General features: G+C 66.1%; 13 protein-coding genes and 1 tRNA gene. 2 read left to right on the forward strand and 12 right to left on the reverse strand.

Going from position 1 to position 14268, the window contains the following annotated elements; translation table 11 throughout:
• Positions 1–432: 432 nt before the first annotated feature.
• From gatB to AC1AYD_RS07800, 6 genes are all read right to left on the reverse strand, one after another.
• Positions 433–1932 carry an Asp-tRNA(Asn)/Glu-tRNA(Gln) amidotransferase subunit GatB gene (gene gatB / locus AC1AYD_RS07775; RefSeq protein ID WP_476503369.1) on the reverse strand — a complete coding sequence of 500 codons (1500 nt, stop codon included), beginning with the start codon at positions 1930–1932 and terminating at the stop codon, positions 433–435.
• Between the two features lie 31 nt (positions 1933–1963).
• Positions 1964–3505 (reverse strand): Asp-tRNA(Asn)/Glu-tRNA(Gln) amidotransferase subunit GatA, encoded by a 1542-nt coding sequence (gatA, locus tag AC1AYD_RS07780; protein WP_476544928.1) that lies wholly within the window; start codon positions 3503–3505, stop codon positions 1964–1966.
• Between the two features lie 6 nt (positions 3506–3511).
• A complete protein-coding gene (gatC, locus tag AC1AYD_RS07785) occupies positions 3512–3811 on the reverse strand; it encodes an Asp-tRNA(Asn)/Glu-tRNA(Gln) amidotransferase subunit GatC (protein ID WP_101622276.1) in 300 nt (99 codons plus the stop codon).
• Between the two features lie 158 nt (positions 3812–3969).
• Positions 3970–4890 (reverse strand): TrmH family RNA methyltransferase, encoded by a 921-nt coding sequence (locus AC1AYD_RS07790; protein WP_476544929.1) that lies wholly within the window; start codon positions 4888–4890, stop codon positions 3970–3972.
• A 172-nt stretch (positions 4891–5062) separates the two neighbouring features.
• On the reverse strand, positions 5063–5704 hold the full coding sequence (locus AC1AYD_RS07795) for an orotate phosphoribosyltransferase (RefSeq protein WP_476503366.1): 642 nt from the start codon (positions 5702–5704) through the stop codon (positions 5063–5065).
• Positions 5705–5730: 26 nt separating this feature from the next.
• Positions 5731–6012: a metal-sensitive transcriptional regulator gene (locus tag AC1AYD_RS07800; protein WP_476503365.1), complete on the reverse strand. Its 282-nt coding sequence runs from the start codon at positions 6010–6012 to the stop codon at positions 5731–5733.
• 114 nt (positions 6013–6126) lie between these two features.
• Here AC1AYD_RS07800 and AC1AYD_RS07805 point away from each other — a divergent pair, with 114 nt between their 5' ends.
• Entirely contained in the window at positions 6127–9255 is a 3129-nt protein-coding gene (locus AC1AYD_RS07805) for an HAD-IC family P-type ATPase (protein ID WP_476544930.1), read from the forward strand.
• A 107-nt stretch (positions 9256–9362) separates the two neighbouring features.
• Here the strand turns inward: AC1AYD_RS07805 and AC1AYD_RS07810 are convergent, their stop codons facing one another.
• The 6 genes from AC1AYD_RS07810 to rpsF form a co-directional block, all read right to left on the reverse strand.
• Complete coding sequence (locus AC1AYD_RS07810) at positions 9363–10094, reverse strand: MIP/aquaporin family protein (protein WP_165784868.1); 732 nt, start codon at positions 10092–10094, stop codon at positions 9363–9365.
• 196 nt (positions 10095–10290) lie between these two features.
• A tRNA-Lys gene (locus tag AC1AYD_RS07815) sits at positions 10291–10364 on the reverse strand.
• 423 nt (positions 10365–10787) lie between these two features.
• A complete protein-coding gene (gene rplI, locus AC1AYD_RS07820; protein WP_101622283.1) occupies positions 10788–11234 on the reverse strand; it encodes a 50S ribosomal protein L9 in 447 nt (148 codons plus the stop codon).
• 19 nt (positions 11235–11253) lie between these two features.
• Positions 11254–11502, reverse strand: a complete 249-nt coding sequence (gene rpsR, locus AC1AYD_RS07825; RefSeq protein ID WP_034528805.1) for a 30S ribosomal protein S18 — start codon at positions 11500–11502, stop codon at positions 11254–11256.
• A 117-nt stretch (positions 11503–11619) separates the two neighbouring features.
• The gene (locus tag AC1AYD_RS07830) at positions 11620–12294 is read right to left on the reverse strand and encodes a single-stranded DNA-binding protein (protein WP_476503363.1); all 675 of its coding nucleotides are present in this window, start codon (positions 12292–12294) and stop codon (positions 11620–11622) included.
• A 103-nt stretch (positions 12295–12397) separates the two neighbouring features.
• Positions 12398–12694, reverse strand: coding sequence for a 30S ribosomal protein S6 (gene rpsF, locus AC1AYD_RS07835; RefSeq protein WP_101622285.1), 297 nt, complete (start codon positions 12692–12694; stop codon positions 12398–12400).
• Between the two features lie 510 nt (positions 12695–13204).
• Here rpsF and AC1AYD_RS07840 point away from each other — a divergent pair.
• Positions 13205–14218, forward strand: coding sequence for a ribose-phosphate diphosphokinase (locus AC1AYD_RS07840; protein ID WP_476532974.1), 1014 nt, complete (start codon positions 13205–13207; stop codon positions 14216–14218).
• Positions 14219–14268 lie beyond the last annotated feature (50 nt).

Consider the following 14268-nt stretch of genomic DNA (forward strand, 5'->3'; position numbering starts at 1 on the left):
TATAAAGAAGTAAGTAGTACAACACACTCTTGAGTTCTCAAACCACCACCACGCGCCGAACACCCCGGAAACCAACCAACAGCAGACAACCGGACCGCTCAGCGGCAGCGAATGAATAACCTACACCACACCGACCAACACCGCAAACCCACACCACAAAACAACCCCAAAAACCCCGGAAACACAAGCATCCATCGGCGTGTCGAAAAACCGACCACACAACAACCCGACAACCCCCTCAGTCGGCCTGCGGCCGCCAGCTCCCCCTCACAAGGGGGAGCGCTCTCCCCCACCCGGCTCCGCCGGGAGCCCCCTCGACAGAAGGGGCCCAAGACGACGACGCCCCGCTGCACATACGAAAAGAGCCGAGCGGTTTCCCGCTCGGCCCTTCGGTCCGTCTGCGACGAATCAGCCAGTCAGCGAATCAGCCGATCAGCCCTTGATCTTGCCCATGACGATCTTGGTGACGGCCTTCGCGTCGGCCTGGCCGCGCGTCGCCTTCATCACGGCGCCGATGATCACGCCCATCGGCTTCATGTTGCCGCTCTTGAGCTTCTCGACGACGTCCGGGTTGGCTTCGAACGCCGCGTCGACCGCCGCCTCGATGGCGCCGGAATCCTCGACGATCTTGTAGCCGTGCTTCTTGACGACCTCGTCCGGCGTGCCTTCACCGGCGAGCACGCCGGCGATGGTCTGCTTGGCGAGCTTGTCGTTGAGCTTGCCGTCGGCGATGAGCTTCTCGACCTCGGCCACGTCGGCCGGGGTGACGGGCAGCTCCTCGAGCGAGACGCCCTTCGCGTTGGCTTCGCGGGAGAGCTCGCCGAGCCACCACTTGCGCGCGCCGCCGGCGGTCGCGCCGGCCTTGACGGTCTCCTCGATCAGGTCGAGGGCGTCCGCGTTGAGGATGTCGCGCAGCTGCAGGTCGGTCAGGCCCCATTCGGCCTTAAGACGGTTGCGGCGCTCGCGCGGCATCTCCGGCATCTGCGCCTCCATCTCGGCGATGTGCTCCTTGGTGATGTGAAGCATGACCAGATCCGGATCCGGGAAGTAGCGGTAGTCGTCCGCGTCGGACTTGAGACGGCCGCCCGCGGTGGTCTGCGTGGCCTCGTCCCAGTGGCGGGTCTCCTGCAGAATCTCCTTGCCTTCGTCGAGGCGTGCGGCCTGACGGCGAATCTCGTACTGGATGGTCTTCTCGATGCCGCGGAACGAGTTCACGTTCTTGGTCTCGGAACGGGTGCCGTACGGGGCGTCCGCGGAGGGGCGCAGCGACACGTTCACGTCGGCGCGCATGTTGCCCTGCTCCATGCGGGCGTGGGAGATGCCCAGCGCGCGCACGATGTCGCGGATGGCGCGCATGTACGCGCCGGCAATCTCCGGAGCGCGGTCGCCCGCGCCCTCGATCGGCTTGGTCACGATCTCGATGAGCGGCACGCCGGCGCGGTTGTAGTCGACCAGCGAGTGGTCGGCGCCCTCGATGCGGCCGTCGGCGCCACCCACGTGGGTGTTCTTGCCGGCGTCGTCCTCGATGTGGGCGCGCTCGATCGGCACGCGGAAGACGGTGCCGTCCTCCAGCTCGACGTCCAGGTAGCCGTTGCCGTTGGTCGGCTTGTCGTACTGGGAGATCTGGTAGTCGCGCGGCATGTCCGGGTAGAAGTAGTTCTTGCGGGCGAACTGGCTCCACTCGGCGATCTCGCAGTGCAGGGCGAGACCCAGCTTGATCGCGTAGTCGACGGCCGTCTTGTTAACGACCGGCAACGAACCGGGCAGGCCGAGGCTCACCGGGGTGAGCTGGGTGTTCGGCTCGCCGCCGAAGCTCACTTCGGCCGGGCAGAACAGCTTGGTCTTGGTGCACAGCTCGACGTGCGTCTCCAGGCCGAACACCACATCGTACTTCTTGGTGGCATCGGCGTACTTCATCAGTTTTTCAGCCATGATGTTGTCCTTGTAATCCTTCCGATGTCACTCACTTGGCGAGACCGTCGAGCCACGGGGCCTTGAGGTCCTTCCAAATCGGACCGTTCCAGTCCTCCTCGAGCGCGGCTTCGAGCGCGGCGGCAGGCTTGTACATGACCTCGTCACGCTGCTGCGGCGCGATGAACTGGAAGCCGACCGGCAGGCCGTCATCGGACAGGCCGGCCGGGATCGACATGGCGGGCACGCCGGCGAGGTTCGCCGGGATGGTTGCGATGTCGTTCATGTACATGGCCAGCGGGTCGGACGTCTTCTCGCCGAGCTTGAACGCGGTGGTCGGGCTGGTCGGGCAGACGAGCACGTCGACCTGCTCGAACGCCTTCTTGAAGTCCTCGATGATGAGCGTGCGCACCTTCTGCGCGGAGCCGTACCAGGCGTCGTAGTAGCCGGCGGACAGCGCGTAGGTGCCGAGGATGATGCGGCGCTTGACCTCGTCGCCGAAGCCGGCCTCACGCGTGTAGGCCATCATGTTGGCGGCGGTCTGCGGCACGCCGGCCGGCGGCATCACGCGCAGGCCGTAGCGCATGCCGTCGTAGCGGGCCAGGTTGGAGCTGACCTCGGACGGCATGATGATGTAGTACGCGCCGAGCGCGTACTCGAGGCGCGGGCAGGAGACCTCGACGACCTCGGCGCCCATCTCCCTGAGCTTATCGACGGCCTCGTTGAAGCGGGCCGAGACGCCGGCCTGGAAGCCGTCGCCGCTGAGCTCCTTGATGAGGCCGACCTTCACGCCCTTGAGGTCGCGCTTCGCGCCTTCACGCGCGGCGGCGACCATCGGACGCGGGCCCTCCGGGATGGAGGTGGAGTCGCGGCGGTCATTGCCGCCGATGATCTCCTGCAGGAGCGCGGAGTCGAGCACGGTACGGGAGACCGGGCCGATCTGGTCGAGCGAGGAGGCCATGGCAATCGCGCCGAAGCGGGAGACGCCGCCGTAAGTCGGCTTCACGCCGACGGTGCCGGTCAACGCGCCCGGCTGGCGGATGGAGCCGCCGGTGTCGGTGCCGAGGGCGAGCGGGGCCTCGAACGCGGCCACCGCGGAGGCGGAACCACCGCCGGAGCCGCCGGGGACGCGGTCGGTATCCCACGGGTTGTGGGTGGTCTGGTAGGCGGAGTGCTCGGTGGAGGAGCCCTGCGCGAACTCGTCCAGGTTGGTCTTGCCGAGAATCGGCATGCCGGCGGCCTTGAGCTTCTCGATCACGGTCGCGTCGTACGGCGGGATCCAGCCTTCGAGGATCTTCGAGGCGGCGGTCGTCTCGATGCCCTTGGTGACGATCATGTCCTTGATGGCGATCGGCACGCCGGCCAGCTGCGGCAAGGCGGCCTTCTCGTCCGCGGACTTCGCGTCGAAGGCGTCGGCCTGCTCGCGGGCCACGTCGCCGGAGACCTTGAGGAACGCCTTGATGCTCGGCTCGGCGGCCTCGATCACGGCGAGGTGCGCGTCGACCAGCTCACGGCTGGAGACGTCGCCCTTCTTGATGGCCGCGCCCATTTCGGCGGCGGACAGCTTGACGAGTTCGTTGGTTGCTTCGGTCATATCGGCTCACTCCTCGCTTCCCAGGATGCGCGGCGCGACGAACATGCCGGCCTCGGTCTTCGGGCCGCCGGCGAGCGCCTCGGCCTGCGTCAGCGGCGTGACCGGCACGTCCGGGCGCAGGTACGCCTCGAGCGGGACCGGGTTGGCGGTCGGTTCGACGTCGTCGGAGGCGACCTCCTGGACCTTGTTGATGGAATCGGCGATGACGTTCAGCTCGCCCTGCAGACGGGTGATCTCCTCATCGGTGAGCGCGATTCGGGCCAAATCGCCCAAATGCACGATTTCTTCGCGTGTGAATGTAGGCATGCGCCTAACTATACGAGCAATTTGTGACACGCGGAACGGATGTACCGCCCGCCCCGAATCACCGTGTCATCGCATCATCGCGTTACCGCATCATCGCGTCATCGCATCCCGGCGGCCGCCGCACCGCGACCGCCGAATCGCCGCGTCCCCCTCGCCCGTCACCGGATCGCCGCGTGCTGCGCGATCCAGCTGTGCATGGCGACGGCCGCCGCCGCGCCCGCGTTGATCGAACGCACCGAACCGAACTGCGAGATGTACACGACGTCGTCGGCGAGGTCGAGCGCCGTCTCGGTCAGTCCCGGACCTTCCGCGCCGAACAGCAGCAGGCAGCGTTTCGGGAACGCGTACCGCTCCATCGGCACCGCGCCGGGCACGATGTCCATCGCGACGACGCGCGCCGCCTCCAGCTCGCGGATGCGCGCCTCGGCGGCGTCCAGTTCCGCGAGGAACGGCGCCTGCGCGGCGCGCACGTCGCCGCCCGCGCGCGACGCCGCAGCGCCCGTCGCGACGCTACCGGCCGCGCCGCGCACGGCGGCCGTCGCGCGTGCGGCGGCCTCGTGCGCGTGGAACGCGGCCGCCGCGGCGCGCGACCGCTCGGCCGCGATTTCGCCGGCGATGCGCATGCGCCAGCAGCGCACCATCGCCGCGATCGACGCGTGATGCTCCATGTGCTGGTACAGCTCGGTCATCAGCGCGCCATTGCGGTTCCACTTGTGCGGTCCGACGATGTGCACGCGCCGCGCCTGGAACGCGTTGGCGGTGCGCACCATCGAGCCGATGTTGAAGTCGTGCGTCCAGTTCTCGATGGCGACCTCGAAGTCGTGGCGTCCGTGCGCGTCCAGGTCTGCCTTGATCGCGGCGACCGTCCAGTACCGGTAGCGGTTGAGCACGTTGCGCCGATCGCCCTGGTCGAGCAGTTTCGGGTCATAGAGGAGGCGGTCGGCGTACAGCGGCGACGCCGGATCGTCCGGCCGCGGCTCGCCGGGATGCGCCTCGGCCCACGGCCCGACACCCACCTCGCGGAACACCGGTTCCCCGGACCGCTCGCCTTCGACATCAATAGGATTACGAGGATGCATATCACCTTTCCATACATCTTGCGCCCCCTTGAGGCTGAGCCGTCAAGCAAACGCCAGAGGCGTTTGTAGGCGAAGGCGAACGACAGTGAGCCGACATCATGCCAGCCGAAGGCTGTCCGCAATCGCGTAGGAGCTGTCACCGAAGGCGACTGAGGGGGGCTCCGCTACCGACCTACTCCGCCAGATCGGACTCGTGGAACACCTGGATGAACGGCACCTCGTGCCGCGCACCGTCGACCGGGCTGATGACGGTAATCTCATGCTCGTCCGCGCCCTTGCCGACGCCGCCGACCAGCGAGGCGACGGCCACGACGCTCGCGCCCTCATGCTCGACAATCGAGAAGTCGAGGCTCAGCTCGTTGCCGTTGCGCAGCGTGACGAGCGAACTCGTCTGCACGTAGGATTTCTCGGACAGCCACGCGTCGAGCAGCAGCACGCGCTTGCCCCTGATCGACGGTCCCTTAATCGACGGGAACACGAAGTCCATGACGAATCCGTCGAGGTTCTCGCCGCGGGAGGCGGCGGCCTGGATCATCGATCCGACAAGCGGCACGGAAGCGGCGGTGAGCGCGCCGACCGCATCGTAATCGTCGACGGAATAGCCGGCGTCCTCCAACGTGTCGAGCAGGACGTGGCCCATCACGGCCGCACCGTGATGGTCGAGCGTCACCGCGTACAGCTCGGAGAACGGCTTGCCGGCGACGCGCTCGCGCAGCAGGGCGCGGAGCTGCTCGCGCGGGTCGAGCGCGGCGAAGTCGATGGGCTCGTTATGCAGGTCGGCGGGGCCGGTGGCGCGGAATCCTGAATCACTCATATCCCATAGGGTACGGCGCGCCCTCGTCACGACCGCACGAGGCGGGCGATGGCGGCGGACGCCTCGGCGAGCTTCTCGTCGGCCACGTCGCCGCCTTCGGCCGACGCCTGACGCACGCAATGGTTGAGATGGTCGTCGAGCAGCAGCAGGGCCACCGATTTGAGCGCCGAATTCGCGGCGGAGATCTGCGTGAGCACGTCGATGCAGTACCGGTCGTCGTCCACCATCTGCTCGATGGCGCGCACCTGGCCTTCGATGCGCTTCAGCCGCGCCAGCACCTTCGCCTTGTCGTCGCCGTAGCCGTGCATCGCCAGTCTCCTTTCGCCGTGCGGAAAACACCATCCAGTATATACCCCATAGGGGTATTGGGTATACACTGTGATGCGGTATACGATGGACTGAGACGAGAACGAGGAGCGGACATGGAACTGAACATCTTCACGTGCGTCGCCGCGCTGGTCGTCGCGGCGCTTGCGACGTGGCTCATCCTGCGGTTCTTCTTCGGCGAGCGCAAGGGCGTGGCCGGCGAGCTGCACGAGGGCGTCCAGCGCGCCACCATCACCGTGAAGGGCGGCTACTCCCCCGACGTGGTGACGATGCGCGTCGGCATGCCGATCACCCTGAACTTCGACCGGCAAGAGACCGGCGAATGCACCTCGCACGTGGTGTTCGGCGATTTGGGGCTCGACGCGATGCTACCGGGCAACACGGCCACCGAAGTGAAGCTGCCCGCGCTGCCGGCCGGCGATTACCCGTTCGCCTGCGGCATGAACATGGTGCACGGGCTGCTGCGCGTCCAAGGCGACAGAGGCGGCGAAACGGCGGGAGCCGCCGGAACGGGAGCCGCCGGAGCTGTGGCGGACGCGGTGGGGGCTGCGGGAGCTGGCGCACCCGCTCCCGCAGCCGCGGCTTCGGCCGACTATGCGGCGAACGAGGCTCGCGAAGCCGAGGAACGGCGTACCGAAATCCGCAACCTCACCCGCCTGGTCGCGATCGGCACGGTGCTGACGCTCCCCGTGTTCGCGGTGATGATGATCCACATGGCGAACCACATGCTGCTGCCGGACTGGCTCACGAACCCGTGGTGGCAGGCGATCCTCATCACGCCGGTCATGTTCTACTGCGGCGCGCCGATCCATCAGGTCGGATTCCCCGCGCTGCGCCATCGCGCACCGGATATGAACTCGCTCGTCTCGCTGGGCACGGGCGCCGCCTACCTGTACAGCCTGCTCGTGTGCATCGCGCCGTGGCTGCTGCCGGAAGGCTCGCGCGAACCGTATTTCGAATCGGTGGGCGTGGTCATCACGCTCGTGCTCGTCGGCCGACTGCTGGAGACGAAGGCGCGCGAGGGCACCGGCAAGGCGGTGCAGAGCCTCATCAAGCTCCGCCCACGGGTCGCGCACCGGCTCGATGGGGTCCCCGAGGAGATCGAGGAGGCCGCCGCGCAGACATCGGGAGCCGGACAGCCCGTACCCGGGGCGAATGTGTATGGTTCCGGGGGTGTCATGCATGGTTCGGACAGCGATGTGCATGATTCCGAGGCGGACGTGCATGATTCCGAGGGCAACGCGCAGCATTCCGATACGAACCTGCACGCCCCTGTCGTGAAGACCTCTTCGCAGACGGACGAAAGCTGGCTCAATCCGAACGCGTTCCATGACGTCGACATCGACGAGGTGGAACCCGGCGACCTGCTCGTAATCAAGGCAGGAGAACGCATCCCGGCCGATGGTGTGGTCGTCGCAGGCGAGGCCGAGGTGGACGAGTCGATGATCACCGGCGAATCCCGTCCGGTGCGCAAAACCCCGGTCTTCACGACCGCACCCCGCACATTCGCCCAAAACGACTACACGTCCGGCCCGAATTCCTGCACGCCGGGTGCCGAACCATACACATTCGACGCCGAACCCCACACAACACCCTCCGAATCATACACATTCGCCGACGGAGATGGCGATGCCGCGACTTCCGAGGGTTCCGCTCCCGCCCGCTCGTCCACGCTCACCGGCGCGACCGTGGTGCTGCGCGGCAATCTGCTCATGCGTGTCACACAGACGGGCGGCGACACCGTGCTCTCGCAGATCGTCGCGATGGTGGCGCGCGCCCAGGCGACGAAGGCCCCGGTGCAGCGTCTCGCCGACCGCATCGCCCGCGTGTTCGTGCCGGCGGTGTTCATCATCGCCGTGTGGACGTTCGCGATCTGGCTGGCGCTCGGCCCGGACCCGAAGCTCGCGCACGCGCTGGTCACGGCGGTGAGCGTGCTCATCATCGCATGCCCGTGCGCGCTGGGACTCGCCACGCCGCTGTCGGTCACGGCGGCGACCGGCGTGGGCGCGACGAACGGCGTGCTCGTGACCAGCGCGAAAGCGCTGGAACGGGCACGCGAGATCGGCACGGTCGTGTTCGACAAGACCGGCACGATCACGCGCGGTGTGGCCGACGCGGATTCCGCGGATTGGAGCCGGCCGAGCTACGAGCGCGACACGGTCAAGCCCGGCTCGAAGGAGGCGGTGGCCGCGTTGCGCACGGCCGGCATCCGCACGGTCATGCTGTCCGGCGACAAGGCCGAGGTGGCGGCCGGCATCGCGCGCGAAGTCGGCATCGACACGGTAATCGCGCAGGTCAGGCCCGATGGGAAGGCATATTGGATCGAACGATTGCAGCAGGAGCCGCATGAGGGTCTGATCGCGATGGTCGGCGACGGCATCAACGACGCGCCCGCGCTCACGCAGGCGGATCTGGGATTCGCGATCGGCACCGGCACGGACGTGGCGATGCAGTCCGCGGACGTGACGCTGATGAGCGGCGACCTGCGCGGCGTGATCCGCACGATCAACCTGTCGCAGGCGACGATGCGCAACATCCGGCAGAACCTCGGGTGGGCGTTTGGCTACAACGTGATCGGCATCCCGATCGCGGCGGGCGTGCTCTACCCGTTCACCGGCTGGCTACTGAGCCCGATGATCGCCGGCCTCGCGATGGCCCTGAGCTCCGTCTGCCTGGTCCTCAACGCCAACCGCCTCAACCGCATCACCCTGAGCGACACGGCCCTCAAGGAGCCCCGCGCCGCAATCGCCCGAGCGGAGCCGTCGGCATTTTCTTCCGGCTCCCCCTACGAGGGGGAGCTGTCGGCGAAGCCGACTGAGGGGGTGTCCGCCGCCAGCGCAACCGAACCCGGCCCCCGCGTCATCATCGACGAACGCACCTCCCTCACCACCGGCACCTCCTCTTCCTGCGCCCCCTCCCAGGGGGAGCTGTCCGGCGAAGCCGGACTGAGGGGGGCCGCCGACACCGAAACCACCAGCACTTCCCCATCAATCACAACCAAGGAGAACACCATGGAAATGAACCACATGCACCACGACCACATGGCCATGCACCACGCCGCCCCCACCGAGGGCGAGACCGCCACCGATCCCGTGTGCGGCATGACGGTCGCGGTGAACGCGGACGCGATCACCCGCGAGTACGAGGGCAAGACCTACTACTTCTGCGGCGAACACTGCGCCAACAACTTCGCCAAGGCCCCCCAGATCTTCCTCGAGCACTGATTCCCCACCATAACGAAACCGGCCCGTCGCCCCGCAATACGCGGGAACCGACGGGCCGGTTTCGTATTCGCTATGCGTATTCGCTACGCAATCACGCAATCACGCAATCACGCGAAGAACGCCTTGAACAGCCAGGCGCCGACGATCGCGCCCACGATCGGGGCGACGACCGGGATCCACGCCTCGTTCCAACGGGACGTGCCCTTGGACGGAATCGGCAGGATGGCGTGCAGGACGCGCGGCATGAGGTCGCGGGCCGGGTTCAGGCCAGGGCCGGTCGGGCCGCCCATGGAGGTGACGAGGCCCCACACGATGAAGCCGACGACGATCGCGGCGGCGGCCGGGTCCTTCTCGCCCCACGGGTCCATCAGGCAGCACAGCGCGCCGAAGACGAGCACGAGCGTGCCGAACATCTCGTTGAGGAAGTAGTTGAGCTTCTTGTTGTCCGCGTCGGTGGTGCAGAAGGTGGCGAGGATGGCCTCGGCGTCATCGGTGTCCTTGTAGTGCGGGTAGTACGTGAGGTACACGATGAACTGGCCGAGCGCGGCGCCGAGCAGCTGCGCGATGATGTACGGTAGCACCTCGTCCCACGGGAACATGCCGTTGATGGCCTGCGCGAGGGTCATGGCCGGGTTGATGTGGGCACCGGAGACAGCGCCGAACATGAGCACCGGGAACATGACGCCGAAGCCGTAGCCCATGGCGATGTTGAGCCAGCCGGCGTGGTGGCCCTTCGTGTTCTTAAGCTCGACGTTGGCGACGGAGCCGTTGCCGAAGATCATCAGGATGGCGGTGCCGAAGAACTCGGCGGCCAGCTTGGTAAAGAGGGAGTATTCCACTGCTTCTTCTTTTCTTCTTGTTCTTGTCTGGATTGGTGATGCGGCCGCCCGAAAGGCGGGAGACAAACAAACGAGGTAAGCATACGCCGAGGGCTGAACTGGGTTGGCGGGTTGGCCTATAACCCTGGCTTCGTCGCCGTACGAGTTCGCTTGGAAATACAATAAGACCGGAATCTTTCGATTCCGGTCTTATTTGTGCCCCCGCAGGGATTCGAACCCTGGACACGCTGATTAAGAGTCAGCTGCTCTAACCAACTGAGCTACAGGGGCGTTGGCTAGTTGTTGAAGTGTTCCTTGCAACGAGTGATAAATATACTCGTGTTTGATTCTAACGCAACTCTCGGCGTGTCGCCCGGAATTCCAACGTTTGTAAAATCGCTGATTTGCCGTCTGCACGCTTCATCCACCTCGCCTAACCCACCTTGAAAACCGCTCTTCACATAATCATCACATAAATGGCAGGAGTCATACCCGAGCGGTCGAAGCCGCGCCTTGGAAACCGTCGGAACCCGCCAGAACCATCGGAACCACGCCAGCCTTGGCGCAACACAACCGCAACACCCGCCGCATACGAAAACCCCGCGCCCCGCGTGAACAACAATCACGCGCGGCACGGGGTTCTCAGTGCTTAAGCTCAGACTTCAATCCGTCAGTCTGATGGGAATCCGGCAGCAATAATCACCGCCGGAATCGTCACTCGGCGACGACCTTCACGAAGAAGTTCGCGGAGATCTCCGGGTGGAGCTGGACCGTGGCCGGGAATTCGCCGGTGGTCTTGATGGTCTCGACGGTGATGGCCTTCGGGTCGACCGGGGCCTTGTCGAGCAGCGCCATGGCGATGGCTTCCTTGGAGATGCCACCGAACAGCTTGCCGGACTCGGACACCTTGGCGGCGATCTCGACGGCGGAACCCTCGATGGCCTCCTTGGCGGCGACGGCGTCTTCACGGGTGGCGACGGCCTGGGCCAGACGGGCGCGCTTCATGGCGACGATCTGGGCCTCGGCGCCCTTGTTCCACGCGAAGGCAAGCTTCTGCGGGAGCAGGTAGTTGCGGGCGTAGCCGGCCTTGACGGTGACGACGTCACCGGAGTGACCGAGGTTCGCAACGGTCTGGGTGAGAATAACCTTGGTTTCAGCCATTTCAGATGCCTCCTAGAACTCAGCGGCCGGAAGTGGCGTACGGCAGCAGGGCCATCTCGCGGGCGTTCTTGATCGCCTTGGAGATCTTGCGCTGCTCCTGCACGGTCACGCCGGTGATACGACGGGAACGGATCTTGCCGCGATCGGAGATGAACTTGCGCAGCAGCGCGACGTCCTTGTAATCGATCTCGGTGACCTTCGCCGCCTTCAGCGGGTTCGGCTTCTTCTTGAACGGCTTGACCGGCGGTTGCGGCCTCTTGCGGGACATGATGTTCTCCTTATTTACGATGTTGATGTTGTGTTCGCTCGTCGCAGTTACGCGTTGCGCGTTGCATACGCGTCAGGTACTACGCGGCGTGAAAGCGTGAAGGCGCGGAAACGCGGATCAGAACTCCGGATCGTCGTCGGAGCCGCCGCCGAAATCGGAGGAGCCGCCGAACGTGGAGAAGCTGTTGCCCGAATCCGAGCCGCTGCTCCACGGGTCCGCGGCCGGCTGCTGTCCGCCCGCCGGCGCGCCGGACTGGCCGCCGCCGAAGCTGGAACCGCCGCCCTGGTAGCCGTTGCCACCCGAGTAGCCGCCATTGCCGCCGTTACCGCGGCCATAGCCGCCGGCGTTCTGGCCGTAGCCATTGCCGCCGCCGAAGCCGCCCGCGCCGTTGCCGCCCTGGTTGCGGCCCGCGAAGCCGCCGTTACCGGACGACTGGCGGGTCACCTGGGCGGTGGCGTAGCGCAGCGACGGGCCGATCTCGTCGACCGTCATCTCGACGACGGTGCGGTTGGAACCGTCCTGTGCCTGATAGGAACGCTGCTGGAGACGACCCTGCGCGATCACGCGCATGCCCTTGGACAGGGACTGTGCGCAGTGGTCGGCGAGGTCACGCCATGCGGAGCAACGCATGAACAGCGCCTGTCCGTCCTCGAACTGGCCGGACTGGCGGTTGTACGTGCGCGGCGTCGACGCGATGGTGAAGCTCGCCACGGTCGCGCCGGAACCGATGGTGCGCAGTTCCGGATCCGCGGTGAGATTGCCGACGATGGTGATCGTGGTTTCGCCTGCCATGATTGCCGCCTTCCTACTTCGAGATTCCTACTTCGACTGTATTCCGCACCGGCGTCCCGTGCGACGGTGTTCCGCCGCGGGAGCCGGTTGACGCTTCAAACGCTTACTTGACGTCCTTACGAAGGATCTTCGTACGGATCACGGATTCGTTGAGGTTGAGGACACGGTCGAGCTCATCGCTGGTAGCGGGCTCGGCGGTGTAGGTCACCACGACGTAGTTGCCTTCGGTCTTGCCGTTGATCTCGTAGGCGAGCTTGCGACGGCCCCAGAAATCGGGCTCATCGACGGAACCGCCTTCCTTGGTGACCAGCTCGAGGTACTGCTCGGTCAGCTTCTTGAGATCACGCTCGTTCAGCTCAGGATCGGCGATGAACATCAGTTCGTACTTATGCGCAGACATCACCCACCTCCTTCGGACTATGTGGCCACGGACCTTCCGTGGCAGGAGTGTGTATGCGTGCTGCATCATCCGGGTCGCATGCGCGCGGCGAGAAGCCGGACACGCCTATGACCCCAACAAAGCAACCTCCCCAAGATAACGCCCCCGCGGGACAGCCCACGCCCCTCGCCCACGCCCGAACCACCACCCCGCGCAAGCCATTCCGCACAGGCACCCCGCACGGGCACCCCCTCAGACGACCTCCGGTCGCCAGCTCCCCCTGAGGGGGGCGCAAACAGCGGACTCCCCATCCTGCGCCCCCTTCAGGGGGGAGCTGTCAGGCGGCAGCCTGACTGAGGGGGTCTCCCGCCGACAGCCGCCAACAGCCCACACCCCGCACCTTTCCCATCCCGCACCTTCCCCCACACGCCTTCTTCCCCTCCCCTAGTACACTTGTCTGAGGTTCACCGCGCATGCGGAAGCGCCGCGCGGTGCGAGGACACTACGAACAAAAGGACGGGTACGAGAAACATGACGTCGCTGCTCGAGGGCACTCCGGACAAGCGTATGGCGGTGGTCACCGGCCGCGCCTACCCCGAACTGGCCGATCAGGTCGCCGCATGTCTGGGCACGCAAGTGCTGGAGACCACCGCCTACGATTTCGCGAACGGCGAGATGTACGTGCGGTTCACCGAGCCGGTGCGCGGCGCGGACGTGTTCGCGTTGCAATGCCATTCCGGCGACATCAACAAGTGGATCATGGAGCAGCTGCTCATGATCGACGCCCTGAAGCGCGCCTCCGCCCGCACGATCACCGTGGTCGCGCCGTTCATGGGCTACTCCCGTCAGGACAAGAAGCATCAGGGCCGCGAGCCGATCACCGCGCGCCTCGTCTACGACCTGTTCCGCACGGCCGGCGCCGACCGCATCATGACGGTCGACCTGCACGCCTCCCAGGAGCAGGGCTTCTTCAACGCGCCGGTCGACCATCTGACCGCCACGCCGGTGCTCATCGATTACGTGCGCAATCATCTGCCGCTCGAGAACACGACGATCGTCTCCCCGGACGCGGGCCGCATCAAGGTGTCGGAGCGTTGGGCGGCGAAGCTCGGCAACCTGCCGCTCGCCTTCATCCACAAGACCCGCGACATCACCCGTCCGAACCACGCCGTCGCGCACGGCATCATCGGCGACGTGCTCGACCGCGACTGCGTGGTCGTCGATGACATGATCGACACGGCCGGCACGATCTGCGAGGCGGTGCACGCCCTGCGCGGCGCCGGCGCGCGCTCGGTCACGCTGGTCGCGACGCACGGCCTGCTGTCCGGCCCGGCCGTCGAGCGCCTGTCGCAGTGCGGCGCGCGCGAGATCGTCCTGATGGACACGGTGCCGGTCCCCGAGGAGAAGCGCCTGCCGAACATGACGGTCCTGTCCGTCGCGCCTCTGCTGGCCGCCGGCATCCGCTCCGTCTTCGAGGAGAATTCCGTCCAGACCCTGCTCGAAGGCCTCCCCGAGGACATGCGCCCCCGCAACATCTACGCCTGATCCCCCGTCATCACCTCCCTCTGAGGAAGCTGCCGCCAGAAAGTCATCCC

The organism is Bifidobacterium sp. LH_426, assembly GCF_056356875.1.

Excerpts from the sequence above, each read along its gene's own strand:
- gatB (WP_476503369.1), bottom strand. The coding sequence starts at position 1,932 with ATGGCTGAAAAACTGATGAAGTACGCCGATGCCACCAAGAAGTACGAT.
- gatA (WP_476544928.1), bottom strand. The coding sequence starts at position 3,505 with ATGACCGAAGCAACCAACGAACTCGTCAAGCTGTCCGCCGCCGAAATG.
- gatC (WP_101622276.1), bottom strand. The coding sequence starts at position 3,811 with ATGCCTACATTCACACGCGAAGAAATCGTGCATTTGGGCGATTTGGCC.
- AC1AYD_RS07790 (WP_476544929.1), bottom strand. The coding sequence starts at position 4,890 with ATGCATCCTCGTAATCCTATTGATGTCGAAGGCGAGCGGTCCGGGGAA.
- AC1AYD_RS07795 (WP_476503366.1), bottom strand. The coding sequence starts at position 5,704 with ATGAGTGATTCAGGATTCCGCGCCACCGGCCCCGCCGACCTGCATAAC.
- AC1AYD_RS07800 (WP_476503365.1), bottom strand. The coding sequence starts at position 6,012 with ATGCACGGCTACGGCGACGACAAGGCGAAGGTGCTGGCGCGGCTGAAG.
- AC1AYD_RS07805 (WP_476544930.1), top strand. The coding sequence starts at position 6,127 with ATGGAACTGAACATCTTCACGTGCGTCGCCGCGCTGGTCGTCGCGGCG.
- rplI (WP_101622283.1), bottom strand. The coding sequence starts at position 11,234 with ATGGCTGAAACCAAGGTTATTCTCACCCAGACCGTTGCGAACCTCGGT.
- rpsR (WP_034528805.1), bottom strand. The coding sequence starts at position 11,502 with ATGTCCCGCAAGAGGCCGCAACCGCCGGTCAAGCCGTTCAAGAAGAAG.
- AC1AYD_RS07830 (WP_476503363.1), bottom strand. The coding sequence starts at position 12,294 with ATGGCAGGCGAAACCACGATCACCATCGTCGGCAATCTCACCGCGGAT.
- rpsF (WP_101622285.1), bottom strand. The coding sequence starts at position 12,694 with ATGTCTGCGCATAAGTACGAACTGATGTTCATCGCCGATCCTGAGCTG.
- AC1AYD_RS07840 (WP_476532974.1), top strand. The coding sequence starts at position 13,205 with ATGACGTCGCTGCTCGAGGGCACTCCGGACAAGCGTATGGCGGTGGTC.